Origin of the sequence: uncultured Pelagimonas sp. (genome assembly GCF_947498515.1) — a bacterium.
Lineage (GTDB): Bacteria > Pseudomonadota > Alphaproteobacteria > Rhodobacterales > Rhodobacteraceae > Pelagimonas.
The window spans coordinates 69,986-96,076 of the sequence record NZ_CANMKO010000011.1 but is presented as its reverse complement, the minus strand read 5'-3'; the positions used below and the strand labels follow the sequence as shown (position 1 = coordinate 96,076).

General features: G+C 56.6%; 21 protein-coding genes. 13 read left to right on the top strand and 8 right to left on the bottom strand.

Features of this window, described 5'->3' with window-relative positions:
* Positions 1-49: 49 nt before the first annotated feature.
* A complete protein-coding gene (locus tag Q1A43_RS18965; protein ID WP_299937810.1) occupies positions 50-3,469 on the bottom strand; it encodes an indolepyruvate ferredoxin oxidoreductase family protein in 3,420 nt (1,139 codons plus the stop codon).
* Positions 3,470-3,636: 167 nt separating this feature from the next.
* On the opposite strand from Q1A43_RS18965, the gene Q1A43_RS18960 reads away from it, so the two are divergent.
* The 6 genes from Q1A43_RS18960 (at position 3,637) to Q1A43_RS18935 (ending at position 10,619) form a co-directional block, all read left to right on the top strand.
* Positions 3,637-4,542, top strand: a complete 906-nt coding sequence (locus tag Q1A43_RS18960; RefSeq protein WP_299921383.1) for a LysR family transcriptional regulator — start codon at positions 3,637-3,639, stop codon at positions 4,540-4,542.
* Between the two features lie 252 nt (positions 4,543-4,794).
* Positions 4,795-5,226, top strand: a complete 432-nt coding sequence (locus Q1A43_RS18955; protein WP_366139969.1) for a YbaN family protein — start codon at positions 4,795-4,797, stop codon at positions 5,224-5,226.
* Positions 5,227-5,251: 25 nt separating this feature from the next.
* Positions 5,252-5,830 (top strand): DUF6151 family protein, encoded by a 579-nt coding sequence (locus tag Q1A43_RS18950; protein ID WP_299921381.1) that lies wholly within the window; start codon positions 5,252-5,254, stop codon positions 5,828-5,830.
* A gap of 537 nt (positions 5,831-6,367) precedes the next feature.
* Entirely contained in the window at positions 6,368-8,527 is a 2,160-nt protein-coding gene (purL, locus tag Q1A43_RS18945; RefSeq protein WP_299937807.1) for a phosphoribosylformylglycinamidine synthase subunit PurL, read from the top strand.
* Between the two features lie 234 nt (positions 8,528-8,761).
* Positions 8,762-9,856, top strand: a complete 1,095-nt coding sequence (locus Q1A43_RS18940) for a porin (protein WP_299937804.1) — start codon at positions 8,762-8,764, stop codon at positions 9,854-9,856.
* Positions 9,857-9,923: 67 nt separating this feature from the next.
* A complete protein-coding gene (locus Q1A43_RS18935) occupies positions 9,924-10,619 on the top strand; it encodes a M48 family metalloprotease (RefSeq protein ID WP_299937801.1) in 696 nt (231 codons plus the stop codon).
* 113 nt (positions 10,620-10,732) lie between these two features.
* On the opposite strand, the gene Q1A43_RS18930 is transcribed toward Q1A43_RS18935, so the two are convergent.
* Both Q1A43_RS18930 and Q1A43_RS18925 read right to left on the bottom strand, forming a co-directional pair.
* Entirely contained in the window at positions 10,733-11,878 is a 1,146-nt protein-coding gene (locus tag Q1A43_RS18930; protein ID WP_299937799.1) for a hypothetical protein, read from the bottom strand.
* Between the two features lie 85 nt (positions 11,879-11,963).
* Complete coding sequence (locus tag Q1A43_RS18925) at positions 11,964-12,743, bottom strand: SDR family oxidoreductase (protein WP_299921371.1); 780 nt, start codon at positions 12,741-12,743, stop codon at positions 11,964-11,966.
* Positions 12,744-12,915: 172 nt separating this feature from the next.
* On the opposite strand from Q1A43_RS18925, the gene Q1A43_RS18920 reads away from it, so the two are divergent.
* The gene (locus tag Q1A43_RS18920; RefSeq protein ID WP_299937797.1) at positions 12,916-13,932 is read left to right on the top strand and encodes a Hint domain-containing protein; all 1,017 of its coding nucleotides are present in this window, start codon (positions 12,916-12,918) and stop codon (positions 13,930-13,932) included.
* 102 nt (positions 13,933-14,034) lie between these two features.
* Positions 14,035-14,745 (top strand): transporter substrate-binding domain-containing protein, encoded by a 711-nt coding sequence (locus Q1A43_RS18915; protein WP_299937795.1) that lies wholly within the window; start codon positions 14,035-14,037, stop codon positions 14,743-14,745.
* Positions 14,746-14,818: 73 nt separating this feature from the next.
* Here Q1A43_RS18915 and Q1A43_RS18910 read toward each other — a convergent pair whose 3' ends face one another.
* The gene (locus Q1A43_RS18910) at positions 14,819-16,237 is read right to left on the bottom strand and encodes a hypothetical protein (RefSeq protein WP_299937792.1); all 1,419 of its coding nucleotides are present in this window, start codon (positions 16,235-16,237) and stop codon (positions 14,819-14,821) included.
* A gap of 143 nt (positions 16,238-16,380) precedes the next feature.
* Between Q1A43_RS18910 and Q1A43_RS18905 the strand changes: the two genes are divergently transcribed.
* Positions 16,381-18,000: a peptide chain release factor 3 gene (locus Q1A43_RS18905; protein WP_299921362.1), complete on the top strand. Its 1,620-nt coding sequence runs from the start codon at positions 16,381-16,383 to the stop codon at positions 17,998-18,000.
* Between the two features lie 232 nt (positions 18,001-18,232).
* Here the strand turns inward: Q1A43_RS18905 and Q1A43_RS18900 are convergent, their stop codons facing one another.
* From Q1A43_RS18900 to Q1A43_RS18885, 4 genes are all read right to left on the bottom strand, one after another.
* Positions 18,233-18,823 (bottom strand): YeeE/YedE thiosulfate transporter family protein, encoded by a 591-nt coding sequence (locus tag Q1A43_RS18900; RefSeq protein WP_299921361.1) that lies wholly within the window; start codon positions 18,821-18,823, stop codon positions 18,233-18,235.
* A gap of 3 nt (positions 18,824-18,826) precedes the next feature.
* Positions 18,827-19,375, bottom strand: a complete 549-nt coding sequence (locus tag Q1A43_RS18895) for a YeeE/YedE thiosulfate transporter family protein (RefSeq protein WP_299937790.1) — start codon at positions 19,373-19,375, stop codon at positions 18,827-18,829.
* 135 nt (positions 19,376-19,510) lie between these two features.
* On the bottom strand, positions 19,511-20,761 hold the full coding sequence (locus Q1A43_RS18890; protein ID WP_299937788.1) for a VWA domain-containing protein: 1,251 nt from the start codon (positions 20,759-20,761) through the stop codon (positions 19,511-19,513).
* Positions 20,762-20,819: 58 nt separating this feature from the next.
* Positions 20,820-21,740: a MoxR family ATPase gene (locus Q1A43_RS18885; RefSeq protein WP_299937786.1), complete on the bottom strand. Its 921-nt coding sequence runs from the start codon at positions 21,738-21,740 to the stop codon at positions 20,820-20,822.
* Between Q1A43_RS18885 and Q1A43_RS18880 the strand changes: the two genes are divergently transcribed.
* From Q1A43_RS18880 to Q1A43_RS18865, 4 genes are all read left to right on the top strand, one after another.
* Entirely contained in the window at positions 21,739-21,906 is a 168-nt protein-coding gene (locus tag Q1A43_RS18880; protein ID WP_299937782.1) for a hypothetical protein, read from the top strand. The two genes, Q1A43_RS18885 and Q1A43_RS18880, sit on opposite strands and share 2 nt — an antisense overlap.
* A 137-nt stretch (positions 21,907-22,043) precedes the next feature.
* On the top strand, positions 22,044-23,075 hold the full coding sequence (locus Q1A43_RS18875; RefSeq protein ID WP_299921352.1) for a glycosyltransferase family 2 protein: 1,032 nt from the start codon (positions 22,044-22,046) through the stop codon (positions 23,073-23,075).
* Positions 23,072-23,713, top strand: a complete 642-nt coding sequence (locus Q1A43_RS18870; protein ID WP_299921350.1) for a hypothetical protein — start codon at positions 23,072-23,074, stop codon at positions 23,711-23,713. Before Q1A43_RS18875 ends, Q1A43_RS18870 begins: the two co-directional genes overlap by 4 nt.
* Positions 23,713-26,091, top strand: a complete 2,379-nt coding sequence (locus Q1A43_RS18865) for a glycosyltransferase family 2 protein (protein WP_299937780.1) — start codon at positions 23,713-23,715, stop codon at positions 26,089-26,091. The genes Q1A43_RS18870 and Q1A43_RS18865 overlap by 1 nt, the downstream gene beginning before the upstream one ends.

Below are 26,091 nucleotides of genomic sequence, written 5' to 3'. Positions count from 1 at the left end.
TATGGTTGCCCGACCAAATTCTGATCTGATCGGGCAGATCGGCGGGGTTCTACTGCGCCGCCGCCCGCACCTCCGGCCCTTGCTTCAACGCCGCCAAAATCTCTTCGCGGCGCTTGGCGGCCTTGGCTTCATTGGCCTGTTTCACCGGCCCAAAGCCGCGGATTTGCAGGGGCAACTCGGCCAGCGCCATCAACGCATCGCCATCAACCTGCGCCGCCTTGGGCAACCATTCGGCCATGTCCCGCTCATATTGCTTGATCAAAGCGCGCTCCATTTTGCGCTCTTCTGTGCGACCAAACACATCCAACGGCGTACCGCGTAGCCCTTTCATCTTGGCCAGCAACTTGAACCAACGCAGCATCCCCTCGCCGTATTCCTTTTTGGCCGGGCGACCGTTTGGACCCATCTTTGACAACAAGGGCGGTGCAAGATGGAAGGTCATTTTCAGATCACCATCAAAGGCCTCGGATGCTTTGGCATGGCTGTCCAAATGAAGACGTGCCACCTCGTATTCATCCTTATAGGTCAAGAGCTTGTGATAGCCCTTGGCCACCGCTTCTTTCAAAGCATCATCACCAATCTGCGCCAGCAACTTGTCGTAACGCTTGGCCAGTCCCTTGCCCTGATAAGCCACAAGATGATCACGCCGATAGGCGATCTTGTCCTCAAGGCTCTTGGGCATATCAACCACGTTTGGCGTGACAAAATCCGCTGCTTCGCTTGGGAATTCCGCCGCCCAACGCCCAATCTCAAAGGCGCGTAGGTTTTTCTCAACCGCTGCGCCATTCAGATCAATCGCCGTGGTGATCGCCTCATGGCTTAGCGGGACCAACCCGTTTTGCCACGCCGCACCAAGGATCATCATGTTGGAAAAGATGCTGTCGCCCAACGTCGCCTTGGCCAGGTCCGAGGCATCAAACAAGGCCACCTTGTCCTGCATCCGCGCTTGTAACGCCAATTGCAGGCGGTCGGATGGCAATGCGAAATTCGGTTCCTGCGTAAAGGCCCCGGTGACAATCTCGTGGCTGTTGACCACCGCGCCGGTCCGGCCCGTGCTTGTCAGACCAAGGGTTTTCGCCCCCGCCGAGACCACCAAATCGCCGCCAATCAGCGCATCACATTCGCCGGTGGCAACACGTACCGCACTGATATCAGACGGTTTATTGGCCAGACGCAGATGGATATGCACCGCCCCGCCCTTTTGCGCCAACCCGGCCATTTCCATCATCGCCGCGCCTTTGCCATCGACCTGCGCCGCCTGTGCCAGAACCGCGCCGATGGTCACAACTCCGGTGCCGCCAACCCCGGTGATCACCACGTTATGGGTGCCGTTGATCGTGGGCAATTGCGGCTCGCTTAGATCAGGAAGTTCCAATTCACGGGTCGCGGCCTTTTTCACCGTGCCGCCCTCAACCGTCACAAAGGACGGGCAGAAGCCGTTCACGCATGAGAAATCCTTGTTGCAGGACGATTGATCAATCGCTCGCTTGCGACCCAATTCGGTCTCGGCTGGCACGATGGACACACAGTTGGATTGCACCCCGCAATCGCCACAGCCCTCGCAGACATCGGTGTTGATAAACACCCGCTTGTCCGGATCGGGGAACAACCCGCGCTTGCGACGGCGGCGTTTTTCGGCCGCGCAGGTCTGGATATATAGGATCACCGACACGCCTGTGGTCTTGGCCATGCGCGCCTGAACATTCGGCAATTCTGCCCGTTCAAAGAACTCCAACCCCTTTGGGAAAAGGCTTTGATCAACGTCCTCTTTTTCGTCGTAAACCACAGCGAGAGTGCGCACCCCCATAGCCATCACTTCGGCGGCAATGCGCGGCGCACTTAGCCCACCTTCGTTAGGCTGGCCGCCGGTCATGGCCACCGCGTCATTATAAAGGATTTTATACGTCATTGTGGTGCCCGCTGCCAAAGCAGAGCGGATAGCCAAAACGCCAGAATGGTTATAGGTGCCATCGCCAAGGTTTTGGAACACATGTTCGGTATTGGAAAACGGTGCTTCGCCGACCCAATTTGCGCCCTCGGCCCCCATATGGGTAAAGCCCGAGGTCTCGCGGTCCATCCATTGCACCATATAATGACAGCCGATCCCGGCATAGGCGCGCGACCCTTCGGGCACTTTGGTCGAGCTGTTGTGAGGGCAACCCGAACAGAACCACGGCGTCCGTGTAGCGATTTCTTCGGCATTATCGGCGCGGGTGATTTCCGCCAACTGCGTCAACCCACCTTGGATCGCGTCGGTGCCGCGCCCCTCTTCGATCAGAATCTGACCAAGCTTTTGTGCGATCCAAATCGGGTCAAGCGCCCCGCGGGTTGGGAACAATTCTTCGCGGCCAAGGTTGCCGGTGCCCCCCTTGTACCATCCGTAAACCCGCCGCCCCTTGCGGTTGTCAAAGATCGCCTCTTTGATCTGCACCTCGATCAGTTTACGTTTTTCTTCAATAACAACAATGAGATCAAGGCCATCGGCCCACTCATTAAAGCCCTTCATATCCAAGGGGAATGTTTGCCCGACCTTATAGGTGGTGATGCCAAGCCGTTCGGCCTCACCCTCATCAACACCAAGCAACGACATCGCGTGTTGCAGATCGAGCCAGTTCTTGCCCGCCGAAACAAAACCGATCTTGGCACCCGGCTTGCCCCACATGCGTTTGTCCATTTTGTTGGCATGGCTAAACGCCTCGGCGGCGAACCGTTTGTAATCAATCATGCGCGTTTCTTGCGCATGGGGCGTGTCACCAAGTCGGATGTTCAACCCGCCCTCGGGCATTTCGAAATCACTCGGCAAAACAACCTGCATCCGCTCTGGACGCCCATCAACAACGGCTGTGGCTTCAACCGTGTCCTTCATGGTTTTCAACCCAACCCAGACTCCCGCATAGCGCGATAGTGCCAGACCATAAATGCCATAATCGATGATTTCCTGCACACCTGCCGGCGACACCACCGGCATATAGGCATCAACAAGCGCCCATTCCGATTGGTGCAGCACGGTCGAACTTTCGCCAGTGTGGTCGTCACCCATGGCCATCAACACACCGCCATATTGCGAGGTGCCCGCCATATTGGCATGACGCATCACATCGCCCGAGCGATCAACCCCCGGCCCCTTGCCGTACCAAAGGCCAAACACACCGTCATGTTTGCCCTCGCCGCGCAATTCCGCCTGCTGCGCGCCCCATAATGCGGTGGCGGCCAGGTCTTCGTTAAGACCTTCTTGAAACTTAACCTGCGCGGCGCTTAGGAATTTTTCCGCCTTGGTCATCTGAAGATCAACCGCACCAAGCGGCGATCCGCGATACCCGGTGACATAGCCAGCGGTATCAAGACCCGCGGCCTTGTCACGGGCGGCTTGGGTGAGCATCAAACGCACCAGAGCCTGTGTGCCATTAAGCAAAACTTGATCTTTGCTTAGATCAAAACGGTCGTTCAGTGAAACTTTTTGAGTGCTCATCGCGCGCCTCCCCTCGCCGAAGTGTACTTTATCTTCGGGCAATATTAGGTCACAATTGCTGACCTGTATAGGGAATTTTTTGTTATTTTCACCCGTTACGTTATGTTCCCTTTAATCTATGAGGTTATGTCGTAAAGACGGCGCTAACAGAGGCGAAAGTTGCGATTATGGACTGGGACAAGCTACGAATATTTCATGCGGTCGCTGATGCAGGCAGTCTCACCCATGCGGGTGATTCCTTGCATTTGTCGCAATCGGCTGTGTCCCGGCAAATCCGGGCGCTCGAGGATTCGCTCAAAACCACACTGTTTCACCGCCATGCGCGCGGGTTGATCCTCACCGAACAAGGTGAGCTGTTGTTTGACGCCACCTCGGCGATGGTCAAACGCATCGAGGCCGCCACCGCCCGCATACACGACAGCGAAGAAGAAGTGTTTGGCGAATTGCGCGTCACCACCACCCATGGCTTTGGCGCCATGTGGCTCGCCCCGCGCCTTGCCAAGTTCTACGAAAAATACCCCGATCTCAAAATTGACCTGATGCTGGCCGAAAACGTGCTCGACCTCCCCATGCGCGAGGCCGATGTCGCCATCCGTATGAAAGAACCAAGTCAGGCCGATCTGATCCGCAAACGGCTGATGGCCATTCGGATGCGCCTCTATGCCTCCCCCGAATACCTCGAAAAAAACGGCACCCCCGAAAGCGTCGAGGACATGCAAGATCACCGTTTGATCTGCCAAAACACCCAATCGGCGCAGGTCAGCGCCGGTTTGCAGCTCAATCAACAACTCTTGTCGATCGTTAAGACCACCCTGACCGTCAACAACTACTTTGGCGTCTTGCAGGCGGTGCAATCCAATCTCGGCATTGGTGTCTTGCCCAACTATATTATCGACGGAAACCCCCAGGTCGTGCGGGTTCTCCCCGAAGTCGAATCCGTAGAAGTGCCTGTTTTTCTGGCATATCCCGAGGAATTGCGTCAATCTAAGCGCGTTTCTGCATTCCGCGATTTTGTCCAAGAGGAAATCACCGAACACCGCCGATCCCTACGCGCACTAAGCGATCAGACTTAGTTCAAATACAACCGATGCGAGAAAAGCACAGTGTGGTATGCGCACAACGCATAGCGGCAATGCTGCAGGTGCGACATCTTTATTCTTGATCGTTCCTAAAGCGATGCCATATTCAGCACATGATGGTGACGCGCTAGCAATAGCAGCACCATCACCTCCCTGTTGGACTTCGGCCGAGCTTTGAGCTCGGCCTTTTTTCTTTAAAGACCCAACTGTCGCGCCCTTGCATCCCGCCCCCCTTGCATTCGCCTCATGATGCGCCATGTTGCCATTCAACAACCACAGGCGCATCTCTTGTCCGACAAACCACATCATAAATTGGCCCGCCCGTTTTGGGTTTTATTTGGCGGTCTAAGCCTCGCGCTTGGGGTGATTGGTATTGTCCTGCCAATCTTGCCAACCACACCTTTTGTCCTGCTTGCGGCCTTTTGCTTTGGCAAAGGTTCGCCGCGCCTACGCCTCTGGCTCGAAACCCACCCAACCTTTGGCGAACCCATTCTGGCATGGGAAGATCACGGTGCCATCGCCCGCAAACACAAGAAACTGGCAGGAGGCATGATGCTCGCGGCATTTTTGCTCAGCCTCGCCTTGCGTTTGCCGGTACATGTGTTGATCATCCAAGCCATCTGTTTGTCGGGGGCGGCGTGGTATGTCTTGTCGCGTCCCGATGGGCCTAAGGACTGAGTGAAACCAAAGTAAAGGGTACGACATGGCCGATAAATGTTCGCTAAACTGTCGTTGCGGCAAAGTTGCATGGCATATTAAACAAGGGGCCGCCGGGCGTCATGTCATGTGCTACTGCGTCGATTGTCAGTGCGAACCGCGCCACCTTGGCGTCGAAGACGGGTTTCTCAAAAACGGTGGCACCCAGATCTTTCAAACCACACCTGACCAGTTTGTTTTTGACAAGGGCCAAGAACACCTCGGCGTAATGCGCCTAAGTCCCAAGGGATTGCTGCGCTGGTACACCACCTGCTGCAACACCCCGATCGCCAACACGCTTCCCACGCCAACGATGCCCTTTGTCGGTGCTGTGCTGCCCATAGGCCATGATCACTATGGCCGCGTAAGCTGTCACGCCAACACCGCCGCCGCCTCGAGCAAGGTGCGCCAGCGCGGCGTCCCCGGTGCGGTCTATTCAATGTTCTGGCGTGCCGCGAAAACCGCGCTGGCTGGGAATGCCAAGGTCACCCCCTTTTTCAACGATGACAAAACCCCGATTGTCACGCCCACCGTTCTCACACTGGACCAACGCAACACCGCCCGCCCCGATACCATTCTGCGCTAGGGTCATGGCGCAGTCGGGCGCGCGGCCGTCCGCAACTCCCCTGTGTTTCCGACCAAGACAAGGCATCAGCAGCGCGAAGGCCTTTCCAAGGCACGCGGGCCAAAACACGTGCCCGCACTCCCCAGCATACCGCTTTTAACCTATCCTAACCGCTTTTAACCAAAAACCACCCGGCTCGGGTGCCACGCCCTCGCCCCTTGATCAATCTCCCCCAAACTCGGCCAGTATCGTACTGATTGCCACGCGCAACGTCCGCCCTCGCCCCAAACACCCCTACCCAATCTCCCCCAAGCTCGCGCAGTTTTGTCCAAATAGCCCCGTTGCCCAAACCCCGACCGCCGCATTACCGTCACCGCGCGCCCCTTTAACCCCCGTCCGCCTGTCTTCTTCTTTCCCAAAATATCCCGGGGTGAATTGGCCAAAGGCCAAGAGGGGCTTGCCCCTCCTGCCGCCCCCTCTGCGCTTCCCCCTTCCCCTTTCGTGATGCTTGTCGTAAAGAGCGCGCAACACCTGCCACTACGATATTAGGGGACCCCCATGACCGAACCGGCCATCACCACAGAGCTGATTGAATCCCACGGGATCAACGCCGAAGAATATGACCGCATTCTAGAGATCATGGGCCGCGAACCCACCTTCACCGAACTTGGTATTTTCAGCGCGATGTGGAACGAACATTGCTCTTACAAATCCTCAAAACTGCACCTGAAAAAGCTGCCCGTTGATGGCCCTCAGGTTATCTGTGGCCCCGGTGAAAACGCCGGTGTGGTTGACATTGGCGACGGTCAAGCTGTTGTTTTCAAAATGGAAAGCCACAACCACCCATCTTACATCGAACCCTACCAAGGTGCGGCCACTGGTGTTGGCGGCATTCTGCGTGACGTCTTTACAATGGGTGCCCGCCCGATCGCGGCGATGAACGCGCTCTCTTTTGGTGAAAAAGATCACCCCAAAACCCGCCAGCTTGTGCATGGTGTGGTCGAAGGTGTTGGCGGCTACGGCAACGCCTTTGGTGTCCCGACCGTTGGCGGCGAAGTGCGCTTTCACCCCGCCTATAATGGCAACTGCCTTGTGAATGCCTTTGCGGCGGGCCTCGCGGATGCCGACAAAATCTTCTACTCCGCCGCCTCTGGTGTGGGTCGCCCGGTTGTTTACCTCGGGGCGAAAACCGGCCGTGACGGTGTTGGCGGTGCCACCATGGCATCGGCGGAATTCGATGATTCTATTGAAGAAAAACGCCCCACCGTTCAGGTCGGAGACCCGTTCACCGAAAAACGTCTGATGGAAGCCACGCTTGAGCTGATGCAGACCGGCGCGGTTATTTCGATCCAGGATATGGGGGCCGCTGGCCTCACGTGTTCCGCCGTTGAAATGGGCGACAAGGGCAAACTTGGCGTGCGTCTTGATCTCGAAAACGTGCCCCAGCGCGAAGAGAACATGACTGCCTATGAAATGATGCTATCGGAATCCCAAGAACGGATGCTGATGGTTCTCGACCCGGCGAAAGAGGCCGAAGCCCGCGCCGTTTTCGTCAAATGGGATCTCGATTTTGCCGTCGTCGGTGAAACACTGGCCGAAGACCGCTTCCTCATCGTGCACAACGGCGAAGTCAAAGCCGATATGGAGCTGTCGAAACTCAGCTCGACCGCGCCCGAATATGACCGCCCGTGGGTCGCCACGCCTGCGGCGGACCCGCTCGAAGACGTGCCACAGGTTGATGGCATCGACGCGCTCAAGGCGCTGATCGGATCGACCAACTATTCTAGCCGCGAATGGGTTTACCAGCAATACGACAGCCAAGTGATGGCCGACACGGTCCGCGTTCCGGGTTATGGCGCGGGCGTGATCCGCGTGCATGGTACCGACAAACAACTGGCCTTTACCAGTGACGTAACCCCCCGTTATGTCAAGGCAAATCCGGTTGAGGGCGGCAAGCAAGCCGTTGCAGAAGCCTTCCGCAACCTCTGCGCTACCGGGGCAAAACCCTTGGCCACCACCGACAACCTGAATTTCGGCAATCCCGAAAAGCCCGAGATCATGGGCCAGTTTGTTGGCGCGTTGGACGGCATCGGTCAGGCCTGCATCGCGCTTGATATGCCGATCGTTTCGGGCAACGTCTCGCTTTATAACGAAACCGACGGTCAGGGCATTTTGCCGACACCAACCATCGGCGCCGTTGGCCTGATTGCCGCCGACGAAGAGCCGATCCTTGACTATGCCCGCGACGGTCATGTCGCCCTGTTGATTGGCGAAACCGAAGGGCATCTGGGCCAATCCGCCCTTCTCGCCGAGGTGTTCAACCGCGAAGACGGCGACGCACCCGCCGTTGATCTGGCGGCGGAACGGCGCAACGGCGATTTCATCCGCGACCAACGCGCGCTGATCAAATGCTGCTCTGACCTCTCGGATGGCGGTCTGGCACTGGCGGCCTTTGAAATGGCCGAAGCCTCGGGCGTTGGCGTTCAGCTCGACACCGACGACACAGCGCAACTGTTTGGCGAAGATCAGGGCCGCTATTTGGTCGCCTGCAACTTTGATCAGGCCGAAGCCCTGATGATGGCCGCTGGTCAGGCCGGGGTTCCCATCTCCTCTGTTGGTAAATTCACCGGCGACACGGTCAAATTCGGCGGCTCCGAAGCCCCGTTGTCCGAGCTGTCTCAGATCAGCCGTGACGCCTTTGCTGGGTATTTCGCATAAGGGTCAATTGCCCGCGTGCAGGCCCCTTTGAAACGCTAAAACGGGCCTCAACCTTGCGGTTGGGGCCTTTTTCATTCCGGATACGTGGCATCCTGAAGCGGTTTTGCGAGTCCCCTTTTTCCAACAAACACAATGAGTCAGACCGCCCCCAAAACGACCAGACACATGTTCTAACAAGCTTTGGTAGTGAAGACAGATCTGTGATACAGCAAGACCCAACCTCAGGAGGTTTTCATGATCCGGCACCTGCTCTGCGGCACCAGCATGATCCTAGCAACACCCGGTTTGGCGGACCCACTCACCTATGCCAATGGGTCTGGTGGCACCGCGACCTTTTACGGGCAACTCAACCCCGCCTACATCACTTTTGATGACGGCAAAAAGACTCACGCTTCTCTGAGTGACAGTTCGGCGTCAAATTCCCGCATCGGGGTTTTCCTTGAAAACCCAACCTCTTCGGGCCTTTTGACCTTCCGGTTTGAGGCGGCCCTAGGGTTGCCCGCCTCCTCGGCCCATAGCCAAAATAGCAATCCGGTCTGGGAGTGGGATGAAACAAAAATCCGCCATGTCGATGTCTCTTATTCGGGCAGCTTCGGCAAGCTGTCCCTTGGTCAGGGCGGCATGGCCTCGGACGGGAATTCAGGCGCGGATTTTAGTGGCACCGGTCTGGCACAAGGCACCTTTCGCCCGGATTACACCGGTGGTTACTTTCTTAGGGATGCAGAGAGTGACGAGCTTAGCGACGTCAAAATTTCCAGCATCTTCAACGACTATGACGGCCCGCGCCGCACCCGCATTCGCTATGACACGCCGGATTTCAACGGGCTGACTTTTGGCGTCGCCTGGGGGCGCAACCTTCTGAGTGATACGGACGATGCCGATTACTATGACATTGGCCTGTCGTGGAACGGAGAAAGCGGCGGCGTCAAAATGGCGGCGGGCGCAGGCTACCTTTGGAAAACCGATGACGGTGACACAAGCGAACAATACGCCCTGTCCTTTGCGCTCCATCACATCGACACCGGGTTGACCGGACGGATTGCCGCCGGGGGTGCCCCAGATGGCGGAACCTATAGCTATGTCAAAGCCGGCTGGAAGGGTGATCTATGGGGTGCCGGTCAAACCGCCTTGTCCGCCGATTACTACTCCGGCAAGGGCTTTGTCAGCGATGGCTCACGCACAACGTCCTGGGGTGTTCAGGCGGTCCAAAAGATCGACAAAGCCAATCTTGAAGCCTATCTCGGCTACACCTCTTACAGTTTTGACGAGAAAACGACTGAGTATCACGATGCCAGCTCGACCAATTTTGGGATGCGTTGGAAGTTTTGACACGTTTGTCCCGGTTGATGCGCCGCAACGCATTGCCCTAACCGGACCATAGCCCCATATTCCCCCTATGCTAAAGCTTACCCCCCTCCTTTTGGCGATGGTCTACGGATACGTCATGTTCCGGTTTTCCGCTTGGCGCAGTGCGCGCGAGCTAGATGCCAAATCAACGGCTTTGGCCGCGCCCTCTCTCGTCCCGCTGCTTGACCAACTGGCGGCCGCGCTCGAGGTGGCGCGGATCAAGGTGCACGTTTACGAAGTGCCGCAAATCAACGGCTTGGCCACTCATGACGGGCGCATTTTCATCACCCGTGGGTTTCTTGATCGCCATGTCAAAGGCGAGGTCAGCGCCGAGGAACTGACATCGGTGATCGCCCATGAACTTGGCCATGTGGCCCTTGGTCATGCGAAAACCCGGATGAATGACTTTTTTGGTCAAAACGCCATGCGCAGCGTTTTGGCGATGGTCTTGAACCGCTATACCTTTGGTTTTGGTGGCTGGGTCGCGGATCGGATTATGAGCTTGCACCGCGCCGGATTGTCCCGTGCCGATGAGTTTGAAGCCGATGAATACGCGGCGGCCTTGCTCACCAAAGCTGGGATTGGCACCGCGCCTCTGACCTCGCTTTTTGAAAAGCTCGAGCATTGGAGCGCCGAGACGTCGCAACCGGTTCCGGCGTGGTTCATGTCCCACCCCAAACCCGGTGATCGGATCAAAGCCATTCAAAAATTGGAAAAGCGTTGGGCTAAAGCGTCCGACCGTTAACCTGAATCATCATGAGACACGAATGTCCCGAGAGTGCCGAAGGCATGGCAGGGTATTCGTGTTTCAAGTTCAAGGTTGGGCGCTCTAAGGTCGACAGGCGCACATAAGCGGCGCTAATCTTGCGCCAATAGCTCAAAATCACCGCTGGCAACGTCTTGGCCGTTGACCTGAACCGTGATCCCATGTGCGCCGGGATGCAGGGTAAAGGTGCTGGCATTGCCCTTGAGTTTATGGGTTTTTGTCAGCGTGAGCGGCGTGCCTTTGACCAGCTTTGCCGTCTTGAGCTTAAAGACTTTCTCCGCCTCTCCCGAAGGGCGGGCAAAGCGCAAACGATAGTCCACCATCACCGGCAAGGCCTCTGGGCTTGTCAGCGTCACATCAAATTCCAACGGCTGTCCGATTGTAACCTTTGGGGTTTTGATCGCGAGGGTCGCCGACACATCCCCGGCCCGGTAGCCCAGCAAATCCAGCGCCCCACGCTCGCCGCGTTTGACCGCCGTGCGCAGCGCGTGTTTGGTCATCCAAGATAGCTCCTTGGGCGTTTGCTCTTGTGTGTTCTGCCAAGACGACAGACGCGTCACAACCTCCTCTGGCATCACTTTTGACAGGTCGTTCATATGGTTGGCGACAGAGCGGGTGACATAGCGGGTTGGATCGCTGTGCAAACGCTCCAGAAACCGCAACGGCACATCCGGGGCGATGTCGATATTGCGCGCCCACGGCAGACGAGGCCGTGTTCCTTCGGACACAAGGCGGCGAACATGGTAGTTGTCATCGCCACACCATGCATCCAACCGCGCCAAAGTCTCGTCGGGCCAACGGTTCAGGAAAGGGCGAATGTAAAACTCCATCGAAAACCGCTTGGTCGCGTCATAGATGAGATCAAGCGCAAGGTCGCGATGATCCTCCACCCCGTGCCGCACCGCCAAAATGCCCGGCACCGCGTGTATAAAACGGCCAAAATCATCGTCAGATTTGCTGGGGTCAAGCTCTGGCGGCATTGCGGCGCGCAATGCCTCGACCATGGCCGGGAAATCCGTGGGCAGGCGATCTTCGACACAGGTCGCAATCCAATCCAGCCGTTCCAAAAGGCCAAGATCGCCAAACCCCGCCAAGACTTCGTTGGCAAAATCATCGTCATCAAAGCCCGGTAACTGGCGATACTCCGCAGCCAAATCACCGATGCTTTGTTCATTAAACAATTGATCGGCAAGCGAGAACCCCGCGCCGCCGCCCTGCCCGTCTGGTCCTCGTGCCATGTCTACCTCTTAAATGTCATCTGGGTGCCCCAAAATTCCGTGCACGGAATTTGCAAAATCCATGCATGGATTTTGGGGCTCTCGGTTAGAGTGTTGCGTTGGTCGCGCCACCGTCGAGCAGGATGTTCTGCCCCACGATAAAGCCCGCGTGTTGCGAACACAGGAACGCGCACATCGCGCCAAATTCCTGACGCGTGCCATAGCGGCGCGCCGGAATGGTGGCCGCGCGTTGATCGGCGGCTTCTTCGATCGAAATGCCCTGTGCATCGGCAACGCCGGTATCAAGCGAAATCGCGCGATCAGTGGCGTGAATACCCGGCAGCAGGTTGTTGACAATAACACCCTCTGGCGCAACCTGACGCGCGGTGCCAGCCACGTAACCGGTCAACCCGGTGCGCGCGGCATTCGACAAGCCCAATTGCGGGATCGGCGCTTTGACCGATTGCGAGGTGATATTGACCACCCGGCCCCAGCCCTTGGCGGCCATTTTTGGCATCAGTTCCGTCATCAAAGCAATCGGCGTCAACATATTGGCATCCAAGGCGGCAAGGAACTCATCGCGCCCCCAATCGGACCACAAACCCGGAGGCGGACCACCGGCGTTGGTGACAAGAATATCCACGTCACCCGCGACTTCCAAAACCTTGGCACGCCCTTCTTCCGATACGATATCGGCCGCAACCGTGGTCACCTTGACGCCATAGGTGTCGCGGATCTCTTGCGCCGTCGCCTCAAGCGCTTCGGCCCCGCGGGCATTCATCACCAGCTCCACACCGGCCTGCGCCAAAGCTTCGGCGCATCCTCGGCCCAAACCTTTGCTTGATGCGCAAACCAATGCGCGTTTTCCTGCAATCCCCAGATCCATGATCTCTCCTGTTCGTATGGCCCACCTCCGGGCCGTTGTTTCGTGTCAGCCGACAAAAGGTCGGATCAACGGCTATTTGATGCCACAATCAGGTATCATACAATGCAAGATGCAACAGCCGCCCGGGATTCGTTTCTTGTTTATCTAGCCGGGCTTCCTGTCACGAGGTGTCATGAGTACGAACCAGACCAACCGCTCCGCTCAAACCCTGCATGTGTACCGTGCCGAGATGATCCGCGTGATCAACGGGGCCAATCTGGGGGATTCCCTCTCCTTTGCGGATGAGCTGGTGCCGGATGATGTCTATCGCCTGTCGCCCTTGGCCGCGACCGTGCGGATGCGGGTGCAGACCGGCGGCAACCCACCGTTTCAAATCGCGTCTGACACCGACATGGGCCTACCCGGTGCTGATCTACATCTCGATTGCTGTGTCACCTTCATGTCGCCAAGCGGCGAGACCGTTGAATGCCTTGTTCTGGTGGAAGTCGATGAGGACGGCAATGTCGCCCAAATCTATACGCTACCCTTGGGGGAAATGACCCCAAATGCCGAATATGTTCTGGTCGGCGTCAATTCCGACAACGCCCTTCAACGCTTTGCACAGGTTGCCTGTGTGTCCTTTACCGCCGGTACGATGATCACCATGGCCAATGGCGCGCAACGCCCGGTCGAGGACCTTGCCGTTGGCGACCGGGTTTTAACCCGCGATGATGGTCCGCAAGAAATCCGTTGGCTGGGTCATCACACCGCCCGCGCCGTTGGGGCCTTTACCCCGATTCTGATCCGCGAAGGCACGCTCAACAACACCCGTGATCTCTTGGTCTGTCCGGATCACCGGCTTTTTATCTATCAACGCAGCGATGAAATTGGGGCCGGTCGCTCCGAAATTCTGGTGCGTGCCCGTCACTTGGTGAATGACATCACGGTCATGCCGGTCACTGGCGGTTTTATCGACTATTACCAGATGCTGTTTGACAGCCATCAAATCATCTATGCCGAAGGCATCGCCGCCGAAAGCATGTTGGTCGACACCCGAACCGGTGCCGCCCTACCCGATGATATGAGCGACAAATTGGGTGAGCTGATCCCCGGTCACCGCCGCTCTGGCTTTGGCGAATTGGAGGTCCAAGAAACCCTCCTGACCCGCCCCGATGTCGCCGATCTACTGCGGAAATCTTCGACGGGGTAACTCCCGACCCACGCTATTTTTATGAAAACTCGCCGGTTAAAGTCCGATTAGGACCTATTTGTTAGCCTCGGTTATCCAAAGTTTGATAATCGGACCTGACACATGATCTCTTTCAAATCCCTACTCTGCGCCGCTGGGTTTTTCGGCGTTGCCACAACCGCGCTAGCCAATGCGCCTTTGACCCTGTTGACCGAAGAATATCCGCCCTACAACTATACCGAAAACGGGGAGATTGTTGGGTCGGCAACCGATCTTGTGCGCGAAGCCTTGGAGGCCGCTAATGTCGCCTATGCGATGGAGGTTCAACCCTGGGCCCGCGCCTTTTCAACCGCGCAGAACACCGCCAATACCTGTGTGTTTTCGACCTCTGTCACCGACGAACGCAAACCCAAATTCAAATGGGTCACGCCCCTTGATGAAAACCATATTATCCTTGTGGGCCGCAAATCCGATAGCCATGTGATCACCTCGCTTGACGATGCGCGTGCCTTGTCCATCGGCACCTATAATGGCGACGTGACCGAGGACATTCTCAAGGCTGAGGGTATGAATATCGTGTCCGCCCCCAAAGAAGAGCTGAACCCCAAGAAACTCAAGGCCGGTCGGGTTGATCTTTGGGTGACGTTCCGCAACCGCCTTCAGCAGGAAAACGACCCCGATCTTGAAGAGGTCTATGTGGTGCAATCGACAATGACCGGATTGGCCTGCAATCTTGATGTGGATGATGCAACCATCGCCAGCATTCAATCCAGCTTAGATCGTTTGATCGCCGACGGTCGCGCCAAGGAAATCAACGGGCTTTACAACAACTAAAGCCAGAAAAACGGCAGTCGGAGCAAGAAGTCCGACTGCTATACTCCTGATAGACTTGAACAAACCGGTGCCCTTATTGTGCGCGATCTGGAATAATCCACGCAAAATCAGAAAGGGTCACGCCCTTGAAACAGGCATCATCCGGCATCAATGGCGCCAATAGATCGGGGCAGTTGGGGGATGAATACCCGGTCTTGTTTGGCGCATCTTTGGGCGTATATCCGGCCCGCACATGGCAGTTGCGGCAATTGGTGCGAATGGGGTGAATGACCCCTTCGATATAGGGATTAACCGCGATCGGCAGTTCGCCTTCCGGCCCCGGATCAAAGGCATTTGCCTCGGTCAAAAGATATTGATCCCACGGCCCCTCGGCCTCCATTTCCGGGCGATCCCAAGAATAGGGGCCCTCATCTGCACGCCCCGACCACCAAAAGCTTTGCAAGGTCCATGTCGGCACCTCTTTGGTGACAATATGCATGGCAACCTCGACAAGGTAATCTCCTGGTTCAAACGGCTCATTATAAAGCCAATAACTCGCTTGCGACAGGATCGCCTTGTCCGCATCGGTAAAGATACCCCAATCCGCATCCGTCACCTGATGATGATAAAACCGATCCAACCCAACCGCTTGCGCCGTTGCGCGGCGCGTTTCCATCGCGCTGCCATCATGGTTTTGAACGCTGTGCAGATAGTCAACCGTGACCCAATCCCCAACCGCATCACCACCGGGGTCAATGGCAACAACCGTGCCCCAGTTTTCATAGCCGACATAGTCATTGTACATCGGTGAATAATTGTTGTCCCACCATGGCAAGGCGGTCAGCCCGTCCTTTTTGACCGGCCAATACATGTGTTTGGTCGACACATAGCGATCGGTCAAATCAATGCTTTCACCATCCTTCCAAAGGTCTTCCAAAACCGAAGCCTGATACAACCCCTGATCGCGAATTTGCCCGAACCCTTCGGGTGATAGCGATTCAACCGCGATCATGATGTCGCCGTTGTTGACAAAAAACGCGCCATCCTTGACCGAGCCATCGGTTTTGATCGCCGTCGGGTACATAGATTTGACCGCATCCGGCACAGGATAGCTCGGGCCCTTGGTGTTGACGGGAATCTCTGCACCGGCTGCTCTGGCTTTGTGAATCTCTTTGATTTGCGGGGACACCCGGATCGAGGAAACCGCCTCGCTGTGCGCGCCTCCGACGGCAAACGCCTGCGCAGACGTGGGCCAGCTAAACCAGATCGGCCAAGAATTCGGGGTTCCCGGCTCAAGCGGCTGGTTCATCCCGGCAAACAAGCGCCACGCATGGGCGCGTGACACCCCCATCTCACCCGCGACGATACTGTCCCACAGGCGTTCATTTTCTTGAAAATAGCCAAATCTCTCTGGGATCGGCTGAAAATCCGGCCGCCCCTCTTGGGCCACGGCTGATGAAGCGAGTAAAATCGAAAAACTGGTTAGATACCCGGCATAGACACGTCTTGGCATGGAAATCTCCAATCAAAGGCTGAAAAGAAAGTTGCACAATCCACCTTAGGGCGATTCACGCAATTCGCATACATCTTTTACATCACGCGCCCGAGCACCACGCATGCATTGCCCCCGCGCTCAAATCGCGCTATCGCACGCCCATGTTAGATACCGCCTCAAACCGCCCCGAACTCCCGCCCGAGATTGCGCGCCGTCGCACATTTGCGATCATCTCGCACCCGGATGCCGGGAAAACCACGCTGACAGAAAAGTTCCTCCTTTATGGTGGTGCTATTCAGATGGCGGGTCAGGTGCGCGCCAAAGGCGAAGCGCGACGCACCCGGTCTGACTTTATGCAGATGGAAAAAGACCGCGGCATCTCGGTCTCGGCATCGGCGATGTCCTTCGATTACACCAGCGGCGAGTCGCACTTCCGCTTCAATCTTGTTGATACGCCCGGCCACTCGGACTTTTCCGAAGACACCTATCGCACCCTGACGGCGGTGGATGCGGCGGTGATGGTAATCGATGGTGCCAAAGGCGTTGAAAGCCAGACGCGAAAGTTGTTTGAGGTTTGCCGTTTGCGCGACCTTCCGATCCTGACCTTCTGTAATAAAATGGACCGCGAGGCGCGGGACACGTTTGATATTATTGATGAAATTCAGGAAAACCTGGCGATTGATGTGACCCCGGCAAGCTGGCCCATCGGTATGGGTCGCGATTTCTTGGGCTGCTATGACATGCTCAATGACCGGCTTGAGCTCATGGATCGCGCCGATCGAAACGTGGTTGCCGAAACCATTCAGATCAACGGCTTAGATGACCCAGAGCTGGAAAAACACATTCCCGAAGCCTTGCTCGAACAGCTGCGCGAAGAGGTGGAAATGGCCAAAGAGCTTTTGCCAAAGCTCGATCCGCAATCGGTTCTTGAAGGGCATATGACCCCGATTTGGTTCGGCTCTGCCATCAACAGCTTTGGCGTCAAAGAGCTGATGGATGGCATCGGCACCTACGGCCCCGAACCGCAAATTCAATCGGCTAGCCCGCGTAGCGTTGCCCCCGAGGAAAAGAAAGTCGCCGGCTTCGTGTTCAAGGTTCAGGCCAATATGGACCCAAAGCACCGCGATCGCGTTGCCTTTGTGCGTCTGGCGTCGGGCCATTTCAAACGCGGCATGAAACTCACCCATGTGCGCACCAAGAAACCGATGGCGATTTCCAATCCGGTGCTATTTTTGGCCGCCGACCGTGAATTGGCCGAAGAGGCATGGGCCGGTGACATCATCGGCATCCCTAACCATGGCCAGTTGCGCATCGGCGATACCTTGACCGAAGGCGAAGCCATCAAGGTCACGGGCATCCCAAGTTTTGCGCCGGAATTGTTGCAAGGGGTGCGCGCCGGTGATCCGCTGAAATCCAAACACCTCGAAAAAGCGCTCATGCAATTCGCCGAAGAAGGGGCCGCCAAGGTCTTTAAACCGATGATTGGCTCGGGCTTTATCGTCGGGGTTGTTGGGGCGCTGCAATTCGAAGTGCTCGGCAGTCGGATTGAGATGGAATACGGCCTTCCGGTGCGTTTTGACGCCTCACAATTCACCAGCGCCCGTTGGGTACATGGCGAACAGGACGCCGTTGATAAATTCGTCAACGCCAACAAACAGCACATCAGCTATGACAATGACGGCGACGTCGTTTACCTGACGCGTTTGCAATGGGACATTGACCGGATTGAACGCGACTACCCCGATGTCACACTCAGCGCGACCAAGGAAATGATGACGTAATTTTGCTCCAACAAAATTACGTCAGGTGTCAAGGTGGTCTTGTGCTTGCAAAAGAGCTGCAGCCACTTAGTCCGGCCCTTGCCACGAACTCAAGGAGCGTCCCCCTTTTAGGGAAGGCATGCTCTTCAAAGCAGAGCGTGTAGCCGCTCAGCAGGGGCCAGAAGACAAACGTATCAATACAAAAAAGGGGCGGCTGATTAAGCCGCCCCTTTTTTATAGTCTCTTTTAGGCGTTACTCCGCCGGGACTTTGGCCCCGTCAGATGATTTCACCAAACCGTCAGGCATCACAAAGGCGACAAGAACAAAAATCGCCCCAATGACGATGCCCAAGATGTCGCCGCGTACTGCAAAAATCGCCTCGTAACCGGATCCGGGGATCGCGCCCAAGGTCACTTTGCCACCGGCGATCGGGTCAAGCAGACCGCTGGCTTTCCACACCGGATAGGTGACCATATAGGCCGCCGCCCCGAGCAATCCGCCTGCGATGAAGAACAACACGTCCTTGCGGCCAGAGCCAATTGCCGTCACCGCAGTGCCCGGACAAAACCCCGACGCGGCCCAGCCGATGCCCAACATCACACCACCGATTAACACACCAATGTAGGCGGATTTGACGCTCATATGGCCGACATCCACCAGCCCAAGCATTTGCCCGCCAAACATCAAGATCGAGCCGGTACCGATAGCCAACATGATGGTTTTAGCGAGATTCATCCGGCGCAACGTCAGCATGCCGGTGATCACATTTGGATTGGCCGCGCCGATCCGGTCGAGCATGAAACCAAAGGCTCCACCAATCACAAGAGCAAGAAGTATCTGCATGGCTTAGCCTTTCTTATAGAGCAAAGTTGCGGTGGGAATGGCGGCGGCAAAAGTCCCAGCCATAAAGATATAGGCCGAAAGCGACGTCTGCATGGTGCCCGACATCATATGCCCCGAGGTACAGCCCCCCGCCAAACGCGCGCCATATAGCGCGATGAACCCACCCAAAAACGCCACCAGATAGCGTTTCATCGGCGTGTCCCCATAATTGGCGCGCCAGACTTCGGGCAATCGCCGTTCAGCCGCGCCAACACCACCGCGCAGGTAAGACGAGACCGCGCCGCCAATCGCCATGGCGATGACAAACACAAAGCCGTAGTTAAGCGGGTTGGCCGCGGCCTTGGCATATTTCCCACCGGATTTCGCCATATAGGCGTTGGACGAGGTATAGCCGTCGTCGGTTTGGGAAATGAAATCAGGGCTCATCGCATTGGCGATCATCCCGTCAAAGATAACAAATTGCGTCGATACACCGATGGGTTTGACCAATAAAACCGCCACAAAAAAGACGGCCCCCAACAGCACACCGCCAATCTTCCAATCTAGTGTCATAGTGATGTCTCCGAATGATCCGCAGGGGCGTGCCATGACGCCCCTTCTGCTACGGCACTATACATTCGAATTATCGCATTTGTCCACAATTAACATTCCAAACGTGGAATATTACATCTCGGCAGCACAACCACCCTAAAGCAGCGACATCAAACGCGCCTTTTCACCGGCATCATCATGGCTCGAAATCACCGCTGCCAGGTCTTCAAGCGATTGGATCGAATGCCCGGCGCGGAAACTATCAACAAGCGGCAACATGGTGCGAATGCCCGAGGCTTTGGGCGCAAATTCATCCCACCGCAATAACGGGTTAAGCCAGATCAAGCGCCGCGACGACAATTGCAGGCGTTGCATTTCATGCGCCAAATCCGCTGGCTCACCACGGTCCAAACCATCCGTGATCAACAAAACAACGGCCCCCTGCCCCATCACCCGACGCGACCAATCTCTGTTGAACTCATGAATGCAGTCGCCAATCCGCGTGCCACCTTCCCAATCCTGCGCCTCGGCCCCGGCGGATTTCAGCGCCGCATCGACATCGCGCGTCGCCAGATGGCGGGTGATATTCGTCAACCGCGTGCCAAAGGTAAAGGCGTGGACTTTGGCCCAACCTGCGCCTTTTTCATTGGCGACAGCATGCAGGAAATGCAGAACCATGCGGCTATATTGGCTCATCGAGCCGGAAATATCGCAAAGCACCACCAAATTGGGCCAACGCAAACGCGGCTTGGCATGAGAAATGCTGTGAATCTCGCCGCCCTGACGCAAGGCGTTGCGCATGGTCTTGCGGTAATCGGTGCGCAAACCGCGCTTGGCCGCGATAGAACGCCGCGAGGCAAAGGGTTTCACCGGCAAGGTCAGCCGCGCCAACATCCGTTTGGCTTGCGCGACCTCCTCGGTCGACATCTGTTCAAAGTCGAGCGATTTGAGCTTTTCCTCGGTGCTAATCGTCATCGAGGCGTCGACCTCGATCTCGGTGCCGTCCTCTTCCTGCTCACCCTCGGGAATATCGGGCATCTCATCGCCCAGCAAAGCCTGCGCCGCGCGTTTTTCACCCGATTGCGCAAGCTTTTCTTCCTGCACACCGCGCACCGCAGGGAGCATCATCGACATCATATGTTCGAGGTATCGAGGATCGCGCCAATAGAGCCGGAAAACCTGCGCATAAATGACCCGATGTTCGGGGCGATTTACAAAACAGGCATGCAACGTCCAGTAAAAATCCATCCGATCCGAAAACCCGGCGGCTTCCACGGCGCGGATCGCATCAATCACCCGCCCCGGTCCAATCGGCAAGCCAGCACGGCGCAACGCCCGCGCGAAATGGATGATATTCTGCGCAAGTCTCGGATTTTCTGGCAATTCCAATGGGATGTATTCAGCCATCACCCACCATAGGGGGCGCTGCCCCCATCCCCGATCCTATGTCGCATCACGGCCAACATCACGCCGGTTCTAGCGCCGCACTTGCTTCGTCCAAAATCCGCTTGGCCTCTGAGCCTTGGATTTTCGAGATGTCGTCCTGATACTTCAGGATCGCGCCCAAGGTGTCGCTGATCATTTCTGGTGACAGGTTGACCACATCCAAGGCCAAGAGGCATTTCGCCCAGTCAATCGTTTCGGCGACGCCCGGTTTCTTGAACAGGTCTTCGGTGCGCAACTTTTGCACAAAGCTGACGATTTCACGCGACAGGTTTTCGGCCACTTCGGGGGCGCGCGCGGTTAGAATTTCGACTTCGCGCTCAAAGTCCGGGTAATCCACCCAGTGATACAAACAGCGCCGTTTCAGTGCATCATGCACTTCGCGGGTCCGGTTGGATGTCAAAATCACGATGGGCGGCTCGGGGGCTTTGATCGTGCCGATCTCAGGAATTGTAACCTGAAAATCCGACAAAGCTTCGAGCAGGAAGGCCTCAAACGGCTCATCTGTGCGGTCCAATTCGTCGATCAATAGGATCGGCGCGCCGTTTTCATCCGGGCGCATGGCCTCAAGCAGCGGGCGTTCGATCAGAAAGTCTTTGGAAAACAATTCGGTCTGCAAAGACCCGCGATCGGCCCCACCCTGTGCTTCGGCGGTGCGGATGGCGATCATTTGCGCCGGAAAGTTCCATTCATAAACCGCCGAAGAGGCATCAAGCCCCTCGTAACATTGCAACCGGATCAGCTTGCGGTTCAACATCAAGGCCAATGCCTTGGCAATCTCGGTTTTGCCAACCCCGGCCTCGCCCTCAAGAAACAAGGGGCGTCCAAGGCGCAATGACAAGAACACAACCGTCGCCAAAGCGCGGCCACAGACATATCCGGTGCTGGCCAGCTGGTTTTGCACCTCGTCAATGGATGCCGGAATTGATGTTGAAATGCCCATGAAAATCCTCCCTCGCCCCCTTCGGATGCCCGCATGGGCGGGCGCGGTCAATAGCGCCAAAGTCGCACAAGCCATCGAAAACGAAGGCTTTGCATTGACGGCTTGCATGGGGAATGCGATGATTCGCATTATAAAAACCGGGAAAACCCGGAACGACGGCGGGTGAGCAGACATGCCAAACATCAACGCGCAGGCCCATGGCCTGACCGCGACATATAACTTAGGCGCAAGCCCTATGATCGTAACCTCTGATTTGCGAGGATGCGCTATAACGCGCGTGCATCTGCAAAAAGGGGGCGGATCATGCGCATAACGGCCGTCACTTGTGTCAAGAATGAGGGGCCGTTCCTTTTGGAATGGATCGCTTTTAACCGTCTCTTGGGTGTGACGGATTTTCTATTCTATTCAAACGATTGCACCGATGGCACCGATGTGTTGCTGGATGCTTTGGCGGAACAGGGAGGGGTCACCCATCTGCCGAACCCGGCGCAGGGGCGCAATTATCAGATGGAGGCGCTCAAAGACGCCGCCAAGCAGGATGTGGTTAAAAACGCCGATTGGGTCTGGGTGGCGGATGTTGACGAATTCCTCAACATTCATGTCGGCAACCACACGATCCCGGCGCTGATCGACGCCTGTGGCAACCCGCACTGTATTTCGGTGACGTTTCAGTTCTTTGCCAATTGCGATGTGGAAGATTTCGAAGACCGCCCGGTGATCGAACAGTTCCTACAGAGCCACAACCCTGATCTGTGGTGTGGCGAGACCGCGATTGAGGTGAAATCCTTGGTCCGAAGCGATTTTCCGCTGCAATATTTCGGCGCGCATCGTCCGTTTTTCCGCGAGAAACTTCCGAAAAACAAAAGGCCAAGCTGGACCGATGGCGCTGGCCGTCCGGTGCCGCATAAATTCCTCGTGGCGGCCAACCCGCGCCGTATCCGCAAATTCCCCGCCCATGGCGCGCGCGAATTTGCGACGCTCAATCACTATGCCCTGCGCTCACTCGACAGCTATCTGGTCAAAAATGACCGCGGCGACGTCAACCGCGAGAACCGCAATTTTGACGACACCTATTGGAAAGAGCGCAATGATCCGTCTTTCGAAGATCGCTCGATCTTGCGGTATGCGCCCGATCTGACCGCCGCGATGGAGGCCTTTCGCGCCGATCCGGTGATTGGGCCGCTGCATGACACGTGCGTGCGCCTGCATTGCGAAAAACGCGACGCGTTGATGGCCGATCCAACCTATGCGGGGCTTTATGGCCATTTGCGCGAACTGCCCCCCTACCCGCCCGGCGAATATGAGCTGATGCTAGAACTGGGATTGGCCTCATGAAGCGGGTGAAATGTGTCAATCTCGGCCTGCCCAAAACCGGCACCACCTCCTTTGCCTTCGCGCTTGAAAAGGCGGGCTGGCGGGTGGCCGATCACAAGGTGCGCCGCATTCACACCCGCGAACCGGGGCTTGGCGGCACCTTTGTTGGGCGGCAATTGTACAACGGCTATTTCGAAGGGGACCCCTTCAAATACCTCGATATTTACGACGCTTTGTCGGAAATCAGTGTGCTCAAAGGCGACACCTCGCTTTGGCCGCAATGCGACTATGCCTTGATCAAGGCGATGCGCCTTGCCCGGCCCGATGTGCTTTTTGTTGCCACTTTGCGCCCGGCGTCTGAAACCTCGGATAGTATGCGGCGCTGGAACAATCTTGGCACCGACCGTTTACCAACCGGGGCCATCCCCGGCCTGCCGATGGGCTACGGCGAAAGCGACGCGGATCGCGTGCGTTGGATTGAGGGGCATTACGACATGCTGCGCGACATCTTTGGCGATGATCCGCGCTATCTGGAACTGCCGATGTCGGCCAAGGATGCGCGCCAACGGCTGTCATCTCATCTCGGGTTGGACCTGCCATGGTGGGGAAAAATGAATGTGAATAGCGGGGCCAAAGGGGCCTCACGAGGGGCGGCGTGATGAAGATTTTCGTTCATATCGGCCCCGACGGAACAAGCAGCGATCGCTTGCAACGCGTCTTGGATTCCAAGCGTGAACAGATGCTTGGCAAGGGGGTTCTCTATGCCCGAAGCCCCGGCGCACGCAATCACACTCGCTTGTTTCTGGCCGTCACCGATCCCGAAAACGTCGATAGCCTGCGTTACAATCGCGGCTTTATCACTGGTGAAAAACAGGCCTCATTGCGCGATGACGTGACGCGCCAATTGCAGGCCGAGGTTGAACGCCACAACCCCGATACGCTGATCCTGTCGGCGCATCAATTTGGCTCATCCCTGTGTACCGCCTCCGAACTGCAACGCTTGCGCGCAATTCTAGCACCGCTGTCCGATGACATTCGCATCGTTGCCCATCTTGATGATCCGGCGCGCCTATTGATCCGCCGTTATGCCGGTCAGCTGATCGAGGGGCGCACCGGGTCCCTTCAACAAGAACTTGATTGTCTTGAAAGCCCAAGTTTTTGGGACGCCGCCCTTGCCACCCGCCCCGTACCCGACCCTCAGGCCGGGCAGTTTGGGGAAATCCAAGGCGCGTGTTACTGGCTTGATTTCAAACGGCTTCAGAATTTTTGGGAAGATGTTTTTGGGGCCGGATCGGTGCGCTTTCGCGCCGTTGACATGCCGCGTTTTTTCTCCAACGCAGCCCCCGAAGAGCTGCGCGCCGCTTTTGACATCTCGACAACCATCGGCAAGGTGATCCCCGAAGACATGCCCGGCCTGCCCTCGGCCGCGTGGCAAACCCGCTCGCGGCTTTTCAACGACGCGGCGCTGCGGCTTTTGGCCAAAAAGGACGTCATCTTGCCCCGGCAATTGTGGCGAAAATTCCTTGGCGAAATCAAAGTGCCCGGTGATCCGATTGCTGCGGGTTCGCTACATGCCCTCTCTGATCATTTCGCCGATGACATAGCCGATCTTTGTGCCTTGCATCCCGGTCTTAATGCCGACCTGCTTGCCCCCGATGCGCCACAAGCCGATTGGCAAGAGGCCGATCCGACCCGCGGGTTTCGCGCCACGCAATACCTCATGGCGTTCCGCTGGCGCATCAATCAAGCCACCAAAGAAGAAATGGCCAACAAAGCCGCCGATCTGGCCGAACTGAACGGCACCACAACGCCGAGCCCCACCCCGCCTCAGGAAAAGGGGATCGAGGCGAAACTTTCGCCAGCCGCGCGCCGCGTCATGACGCCCGAGGCGATCCAGAATTTTGAGAAACTGCAAAACTCAACCTTTGCCCCCCATAACAAAATGGGCCGGGTCAACGAAGAAGAGCTCGCCGGCCCATATACTCCGATTGAACCGCGCAAATTGCCCAAGAATTCCAGCGGCAATGTCATCGTTGGCTGCATGAAAAACGAAGCCCCCTATATCGTCGAATGGGTCGCCTATCACCGCGCCATGGGTTTCGATAACATCTTGGTTTACACCAATGATTGCAGCGACGGCACCACCGAGATCCTTGATCGTTTGCAAGAGATGGGCGTGGTTCAGCACCGCAACAACGACAATTGGTCGGGCAACTCGCCGCAACAACACGCGCTTGATAATTCACTCAAGGAACCGGTGATCAAAAACGCCGACTGGATTGCGCATATCGACGTTGATGAGTTCGTCAATGTGCGCTGTGGCAATGGCACTTTGGCCGATTTCTTTGAACGCGTGCCCGATGCCACCAATGTTGCGATGACGTGGCGGTTGTTTGGTTACAACGGCGTCACCCATCTCAAAGACAAGTTTGTGCTCGAACAATTCGACACCTGCGCCCCGAAATTCTGCCCCAAGCCGCATACGGTCTGGGGGTTCAAGACCATGTTCAAGAACACCGGGGCCTATGCGAAAATCTCCTGCCACCGACCCAACAAGCTTGAGGACGGGGCCGAGAAAAAGGTCAAATGGGTCAACGGATCGGGTCAGGATATGACCAAAGATGCCTTGATGAACGGCTGGCGCAATTCCAAGAAGAACATCGGCTATGATCTGATCCAGCTGAACCACTACGCCCTGCGGAGCGCCGAAAGCTATCTGATCAAACGTCAACGTGGCCGTGCCCTGCATGTGGACCGCTCTATCGGGTTAAACTATTGGATTCGCATGGATTGGTCGGTGCATCGCGATCTGACGATCAAACGCAACTTGCCCCGGATGCAGGCGGAATTTGATCGGCTGATGGCGGATAGTGAGCTGGCCAAATGGCACGCAAGCGGTCTGGACTGGCATCTCGCTAAGGCCACGGAATTGCACGGCATGCCGGAATTTGAAGACCTGTACCAACAGGCGTTGCAACTAGAACTGACAGAAACCGAGCGGGTGGCCTATGCGCTCGCCCTCGATTTGGAGACCTGA

Coding starts and splice junctions, on each gene's coding strand:
- Q1A43_RS18965 (WP_299937810.1), bottom strand. CDS start 3,469: ATGAGCACTCAAAAAGTTTCACTGAACGACCGTTTTGATCTAAGCAAA.
- Q1A43_RS18960 (WP_299921383.1), top strand. CDS start 3,637: ATGGACTGGGACAAGCTACGAATATTTCATGCGGTCGCTGATGCAGGC.
- Q1A43_RS18955 (WP_366139969.1), top strand. CDS start 4,795: ATGATGCGCCATGTTGCCATTCAACAACCACAGGCGCATCTCTTGTCC.
- Q1A43_RS18950 (WP_299921381.1), top strand. CDS start 5,252: ATGGCCGATAAATGTTCGCTAAACTGTCGTTGCGGCAAAGTTGCATGG.
- purL (WP_299937807.1), top strand. CDS start 6,368: ATGACCGAACCGGCCATCACCACAGAGCTGATTGAATCCCACGGGATC.
- Q1A43_RS18940 (WP_299937804.1), top strand. CDS start 8,762: ATGATCCGGCACCTGCTCTGCGGCACCAGCATGATCCTAGCAACACCC.
- Q1A43_RS18935 (WP_299937801.1), top strand. CDS start 9,924: ATGCTAAAGCTTACCCCCCTCCTTTTGGCGATGGTCTACGGATACGTC.
- Q1A43_RS18930 (WP_299937799.1), bottom strand. CDS start 11,878: ATGGCACGAGGACCAGACGGGCAGGGCGGCGGCGCGGGGTTCTCGCTT.
- Q1A43_RS18925 (WP_299921371.1), bottom strand. CDS start 12,743: ATGGATCTGGGGATTGCAGGAAAACGCGCATTGGTTTGCGCATCAAGC.
- Q1A43_RS18920 (WP_299937797.1), top strand. CDS start 12,916: ATGAGTACGAACCAGACCAACCGCTCCGCTCAAACCCTGCATGTGTAC.
- Q1A43_RS18915 (WP_299937795.1), top strand. CDS start 14,035: ATGATCTCTTTCAAATCCCTACTCTGCGCCGCTGGGTTTTTCGGCGTT.
- Q1A43_RS18910 (WP_299937792.1), bottom strand. CDS start 16,237: ATGCCAAGACGTGTCTATGCCGGGTATCTAACCAGTTTTTCGATTTTA.
- Q1A43_RS18905 (WP_299921362.1), top strand. CDS start 16,381: ATGTTAGATACCGCCTCAAACCGCCCCGAACTCCCGCCCGAGATTGCG.
- Q1A43_RS18900 (WP_299921361.1), bottom strand. CDS start 18,823: ATGCAGATACTTCTTGCTCTTGTGATTGGTGGAGCCTTTGGTTTCATG.
- Q1A43_RS18895 (WP_299937790.1), bottom strand. CDS start 19,375: ATGACACTAGATTGGAAGATTGGCGGTGTGCTGTTGGGGGCCGTCTTT.
- Q1A43_RS18890 (WP_299937788.1), bottom strand. CDS start 20,761: ATGGCTGAATACATCCCATTGGAATTGCCAGAAAATCCGAGACTTGCG.
- Q1A43_RS18880 (WP_299937782.1), top strand. CDS start 21,739: ATGAAAATCCTCCCTCGCCCCCTTCGGATGCCCGCATGGGCGGGCGCG.
- Q1A43_RS18885 (WP_299937786.1), bottom strand. CDS start 21,740: ATGGGCATTTCAACATCAATTCCGGCATCCATTGACGAGGTGCAAAAC.
- Q1A43_RS18875 (WP_299921352.1), top strand. CDS start 22,044: ATGCGCATAACGGCCGTCACTTGTGTCAAGAATGAGGGGCCGTTCCTT.
- Q1A43_RS18870 (WP_299921350.1), top strand. CDS start 23,072: ATGAAGCGGGTGAAATGTGTCAATCTCGGCCTGCCCAAAACCGGCACC.
- Q1A43_RS18865 (WP_299937780.1), top strand. CDS start 23,713: ATGAAGATTTTCGTTCATATCGGCCCCGACGGAACAAGCAGCGATCGC.